Here is a 6000-nt window from a genome sequence, read left to right as displayed (position 1 = left end):
GCTAAATACCAATCTGTCAAAATACTTACATCCGGCTCCCGGCCTCTGACATCTGGACATAAGCTGTGGCGTAGTTACGGATATCCCGCACCATGGAGACTAGGCCGTTTGACCTATTGGGTGAAAGATGTTTCCCCAGCTCCATCTTCTCAAGGAAAACCGGGGGATTTTGCACGATATCCGCTGGTGACTGTCCGGAATAAACTTGTAATAAAAGCGCAATAAGCCCCTTGGTGATGATGGCATCACTGTCCGCATGAAAAAAAACCTTCCCTTCTTTTAACTCGGAATGGAGCCAGACTTGCGAGACACACCCTTGCACCTTAAATTGATCATTCCGGTATTCCTCCGGAAAAGGGGTTAATTTTTTACCTTCTTCGATAATTTGTGCATACTTATCCATCCAATCATCGAAAAACGAGTAATTATCGACAATTTCCACCTGGATTTCGGGAATAGTTTTCTGGCCTGACATACACACAAAGTAACTGCTCCTCCTAAAATCGACAAACAATAAATTCATCCCTTCCTATGAGCGGGCTTGCATTTCGATAAAAAATAACCAAATTAGTACTCAAATTTCACCTACTGGAGCACTTGAATTATGTCCGATATGACCAATCCAATACCCGTCACCGTCATTACAGGATTTCTAGGCGCAGGCAAGACCACCCTGCTCAACCGCATCCTCACCACGAAACACGGCAAAAGAATCGCTGTAATCGAAAATGAATTTGGCGAGATCGGTATCGATAATGAACTGGTCGTGAGTGCTGATGAAGAACTCTTTGAAATGAATAACGGCTGCATCTGCTGTACGGTGCGTGGTGACCTGATCCGGATTCTCGGGAGGTTAATGAAAAGGAAAGATAAATTTGACCATATCATGATTGAGACCACGGGTTTGGCCGATCCGGCCCCGGTCGTACAGACATTTTTTATCGATAACGAGATGAAGGATAATTTCCAAGTCGATGCCATTATCACCGTCGTCGATGCCAAACACGTCCTCCAGCACATCGACGATAACGACCAATGCCGGAAGCAAATTGCTTTTGCCGATGTCCTACTCTTGAATAAAACTGACCTCGTACCGGAAGAACAATTGGTAGCCTTAGAAAAACGGATCCATGCCATGAACCGGTTTGTCACGATCCACCGGACTCAAAATGCGGAGATCGAGGTAGGTAAATTACTCAATATCCGTGCCTTTGACTTAAATAAAACCCTCGAACTCGACCCTCATTTCCTTCAAGAGGAAAAACCCTTCGAGTGGGGCGGACTCTACCAGCTTGAGGCCGGTCATTATGAATTATCCCTCGATTCCGGTCCGGACCCCTCCATGCAAATGACCTTCATCCCCACGGCAAATTGCTCGCACCACGAATTCCACCACATGGAGCATCAAGCCGAAGAACTCTTTACGACAAAACCGGAGGTGAAGGCTCCCGGTGAAGCCATTACCCCCGGACTCAAGTTATTCTCATTATCCGTGGGGGAAACCGGGGCTAAATTCCCTTTGACCATCGAAACAAGCGGGAGTTATGGCATGGTCACCCAGCACGGACCACAAGAATTCAAAATGAAACTCGTCAAAGACGGGCAAACGGTGAATGCAGAATTTTTTGAAGAATTCTCCACCCCCCACGAGCATGATCACTCCATTTCTTCCGTCGGGATCGATACTCCGGGGGATTTGAACCCGGATAAATTCAACCAATGGTTGAGCAAATTGCTCCGGGATAAAGGAGCTGATATTTTCCGGATGAAAGGCATCGTCAGTATCGAGGGTGAACCTAACCAATTTGTCTTCCAAGCAGTCCACATGATCTTCGACGGGCAACCTGATAAACCCTGGGGATCACGCCCCCGCCGCAATCAACTCGTCTTTATCGGGCGGAATCTCAACCGTGAATCCCTGAATAAGGAATTCAAAGCCTGTCTTATTTAAACCCTACCTCTAAAAAATCCCGCCATGCCCAAACAGATCGATACAGCAGAGATTGCAAAAAAATACACTCCCGTTTTTGAAACCCGATTCGACGCCTGTGTCATCGCCATGTCTTATAGTTTCGATAACCGTTTACTTTGCTCCTCTCCCGTGGATGGGGATACACTCATCCATGAGGCGCAGACCGGCAAAAAAATATCCGCCCTCCCCGGGGCGGCAGCCGGGACTTTCTGGAATAACACGAATCCTGTGCGCAATTTGCTCGCCATCGGATATGATAATAAAAAGGCAGCCATTTATTCCCTCGACGATTTCAGTAAAGTCCAAGACCTCGACCATGCCGGAGCATGGGTCGAGCACGGGGCATGGTCGGCTTGCGGGGAATACCTCGCCACCAGCGCAGCGAAAAAAGTTTATATCTGGAAATCCGACGGCACACTTATTTTTACATCGCCCGAGCATGGCGGCACGATCGCGGGACTCGACTGGAATCACGGCAAACCCGAGCTGGCGGTCGCTAGTTACGGTGGTATCTCCCTCTGGGATATTAGTGACCTCGCCTCCATGACCCCCTTAGCCTATAAAGGCTCCCTCCTGACCATCCGCTGGAGTCCTAGCGGAAAATGGATCGCTTCAGGTAACCAAGACTCATCCCTCCATATCTGGCCGATTAAACAAAAGGTCGAAGACCTGCACATGAGCGGTTACGCCGTCAAAATCCAATCCATCGCATGGAATCCCCAGAGCCGCTATTTGGCCTCTGCAAACCTGAATAATGTCACGATTTGGGACTTTAAAGGGACTGGCCCCTCGGGGTCCACCCCCGAAATGTTCGAAACGGTAGCGGGGCAAATTGCTACGATGGCTTATCACCCGAAAGAACCCCTTCTCCTCGCCGTAGGCACGTCTGCGGGACATATCGAGCTTTACAGCCAATCAATCAAAAACTTCGTCGCCATACGCGCCTTGGATGACGATCCCCTGCAATCCATGGCTTGGAGCCCTGATGGCAAACAAATCGCCGCAGGTGGCGAAAGGGGATCATTACGCGTCTGGAATGTTAATTTAACCAAATAATCTTATGCCCGAAGTATCCACATACAAAATCACCCCCATTTCCATCCTTACCGGTTTCCTCGGAGCCGGAAAAACAACGACCCTGAATTATATCCTGAAAGAAAAACACGGTTATAAAATCGGATTGATTATTAATGAATTTGGGGCGATCAACATCGATAATGCCTTGATCGAAAAAGGGGACGAAGAAGTCCTCGAAATGAATAACGGCTGTATATGCTGCACTGTCCGCACCGACCTCGTTAAATCCATACGCAAACTCTTTGAACGGAAAAATCAACTCGACTATATCATTATCGAAACCACTGGGCTGGCTAATCCCGGCCCCGTAGCCCAGACATTCTTTAATATTCCCGAGCTCCAGAAAATCGTCCGCTTGGATTCGATCATCACACTCGTGGATGCCGAAAATTTTCAAAAACAATTTGATGTCAGCGCCACCGTGGAAGACCAAGTGCGCCTCGGCGACTTCCTCGTTATTAATAAAACAGACCTTGTCCCGATGTCGGATATCCTCACCCTTGAACGCAAATTGCGCGAACTTAATCCTTTTGCCCGCATCCTCAAAACACAAAACGGCGTCATCCCCCTCAAGGAGGTTTTGGATGTCGGTGTATTTGACGTGAATCAAAAGCTCCAACTGGAACCTGACCTTCTGAATGAGTCCCACCACCACCATGACACGGATATCATTTCATTCAGTTATACGACAAAAAAACCATTTAACCTGGTGAAGTTTGAGACATGGGTACAATCCATTAGCGAGAAAGGACGGGTGATCCGGAGCAAAGGAATTATCTTTGTTGCCGATGAAAAGAGAAAAGCCATTTTCCACGGGGTAAACAACCGTTTCTCCATGTATTGGGACAAGGAATGGCTCGCCGGGGAAGAACCCTTTTCACAACTTGTATTTATCGGGCCAAAAATCGACCAGAAAAGCCTGACAGCGCAATTGGAAGAAACCCTCAAATAATCATCGGTTAGGCCATTCGTTCTTGCGCATTTTGCTCAATAACCTTCCAAGACTCTTTGAGCAAGGTGTCTGTAGTGGATTTAGCCAAAGCCAGCTCTGCGACTGTAAAGACCCCACCGGCTCTGGGTAACTTTTGGGCAAAGAGGTAATATTTGACTTTAGGTTCTGTGCCTGACCCCCGCACGGCCACGCGTCCACCATCTTCAAAATGGTATAAATACATTAATTCTTTGGGGAGCAATTTGCCGTCCACATCATGCATATCCTCTTGGTCAAAACGCTGGACTTTCACTATCTTTCTCCCAGCGAGCTCAGCCGGTTGATTTTCCGCATAAGAGGCGAGTAACCTTTTAATCTTCTGGGCCCCTTCAGCACCTTCCAGGGTGATTTGTCCCAGTATCTCCGAGAAAAATCCCAAACGCATGTAGATATCATCGAGCATTTGCACCAGGGTTAATCCCTGTGCTTTAGCAAAAGCAGCTGTTTCACAAAACATCAGGACAGCGGCATTCGCATCCTTATCCCGGACAAAGTCCGAGGCACTGTAACCGTAACTTTCCTCTCCCCCAAAGATATAATATGTGCTGTATTTCAGGAGTAAGTCGCGTTTCGCCCGCTCATTGAGTGCGGAGTATTCCGCCGTTGTCATCTTTTTGGCATCAAGAACAATTTGCTCATAGTCACCCAGCTTCTCCGCTATGTATTTAAAGCCCGTGAGTGTCTCCACGATTTTAACACCAAAGTGGGTGGCGATCGATTTCAGTAAGTCAGTGGTCACTACGGTTTTGATCAGGGCCGCATGGTCTTTGGCATTATTCCCATTGATAACGCCTTGCTCCGTTAGTTTATGAGTCCGGTAAAAGGCGATTAAGGAGGCAATCTGATTCCCGCTTAATAAAACAAGCTCCCCTTGTGAATCCCGGGCGGCAGCCCCCATACGATCGGTATCCGGATCCGTGGCCACTACCAAATCAGCTCCGAGGGACTCTGCCTGCTCGATGGCCATCTTTAAGCTCGCTGGATATTCTGGGTTCGGAGTAGAAACCGTGGGGAAACGCCCATCGGCTGATGATTGAGCCTCCACAAGGCTATGGCTAAAACCCAGCTCACTCAAAATACGCGGGATTAATTTCACCCCAGTCCCATGCAGGGGTGAATAGACGATTTTTAAATTCGCCTGCTGCGACTGGACCATCGGTGCATCAAGCAAGAGGGTGAGCAGTTTTTGAACGTATAAGTCATCTATCTCTGCACCCAGGACCGCGTACTCTCCGGGGGTGACCATCGCCCCTTCTTCAGTCGGCTGATCCGAGCCGGCATTGACTTCATCGATAATCCCGGATGCATGGGGATCGACGATTTGGGCACCATCCGAATAATAGACTTTAAATCCATTATCATGGGCCGGATTATGACTAGCCGTGATGACCCCACCTGCATGGGCATTCAAATGCCTGAGGGCGAAGGAGAGTTCTGGAGTGGAACGTTCACTCTCAAAAAGCGAGACATCGACTCCCATTCTTTGGACGACACGGGCGGCCATCTCTGCAAATTCACGTGAAAAATGGCGGGTATCATGGGCGAAAACCATTCGTGGACGAGGGCATTCGGGAGTGGGCTGGAAATTTTTGAGAACGTAGCGGCAGAGTCCTTTTACGGCACGGATCAAATTATACTCATTCATCGTATTCGTACCGACGGCCGGGTGCTGCGGGCGACCGAGCTCCGTGGGGATTCCCTCTTCAGTAGATGTAATTGTATTCCCGATTGTCCGGCCACGGATCCCCCCAGTACCAAATGACATTTGTTTATAGAAACGGTCATTGAGTTCTTTCCAGTTATGATCATGGACAAGCTCTTGAATGCTCTCTTTGACCCAGTCGGGGGTGCCGACTTTGTTATAGATCAAGAGGGCGTTAGACAATGTAGAAGGTAAGATGGACTTTTTACTTTCAGCGAAAATCAAATGACGGGAAACCAGTGACATGCCTTCACTTTA

The 6000-nt window shown here is 48.3% G+C and carries 5 protein-coding genes; 3 read left to right on the top strand and 2 right to left on the bottom strand.

Annotated features, from left to right (window positions below):
- Positions 1 to 25 precede the first annotated feature (25 nt).
- Entirely contained in the window at positions 26 to 475 is a 450-nt protein-coding gene (locus SGI98_10455; GenBank protein MDZ4743822.1) for a SufE family protein, read from the bottom strand.
- 129 nt (positions 476 to 604) lie between these two features.
- Between SGI98_10455 and SGI98_10450 the strand changes: the two genes are divergently transcribed.
- Genes SGI98_10450 through SGI98_10440 form a run of 3 tightly spaced genes read left to right on the top strand, consistent with a single transcriptional unit; the run spans position 605 to position 4001 of the window.
- Positions 605 to 1951, top strand: coding sequence for a GTP-binding protein (locus tag SGI98_10450; GenBank protein MDZ4743821.1), 1347 nt, complete (start codon positions 605 to 607; stop codon positions 1949 to 1951).
- Between the two features lie 24 nt (positions 1952 to 1975).
- The gene (locus SGI98_10445) at positions 1976 to 3028 is read left to right on the top strand and encodes a hypothetical protein (protein ID MDZ4743820.1); all 1053 of its coding nucleotides are present in this window, start codon (positions 1976 to 1978) and stop codon (positions 3026 to 3028) included.
- Positions 3029 to 3032: 4 nt separating this feature from the next.
- Positions 3033 to 4001: a GTP-binding protein gene (locus SGI98_10440; GenBank protein MDZ4743819.1), complete on the top strand. Its 969-nt coding sequence runs from the start codon at positions 3033 to 3035 to the stop codon at positions 3999 to 4001.
- Between the two features lie 7 nt (positions 4002 to 4008).
- Here the strand turns inward: SGI98_10440 and SGI98_10435 are convergent, their stop codons facing one another.
- Positions 4009 to 5988 carry a phospho-sugar mutase gene (locus tag SGI98_10435; protein ID MDZ4743818.1) on the bottom strand — a complete coding sequence of 660 codons (1980 nt, stop codon included), beginning with the start codon at positions 5986 to 5988 and terminating at the stop codon, positions 4009 to 4011.
- Positions 5989 to 6000: the final 12 nt, after the last annotated feature.

It is taken from the genome of Verrucomicrobiota bacterium (genome assembly GCA_034440155.1).
In the GTDB taxonomy this organism is placed as follows: Bacteria; Verrucomicrobiota; Verrucomicrobiia; order JAWXBN01; family JAWXBN01; genus JAWXBN01.
Note: the sequence above shows the minus strand (reverse complement) of the source record. Positions and strands in the feature narration are given on the sequence as shown.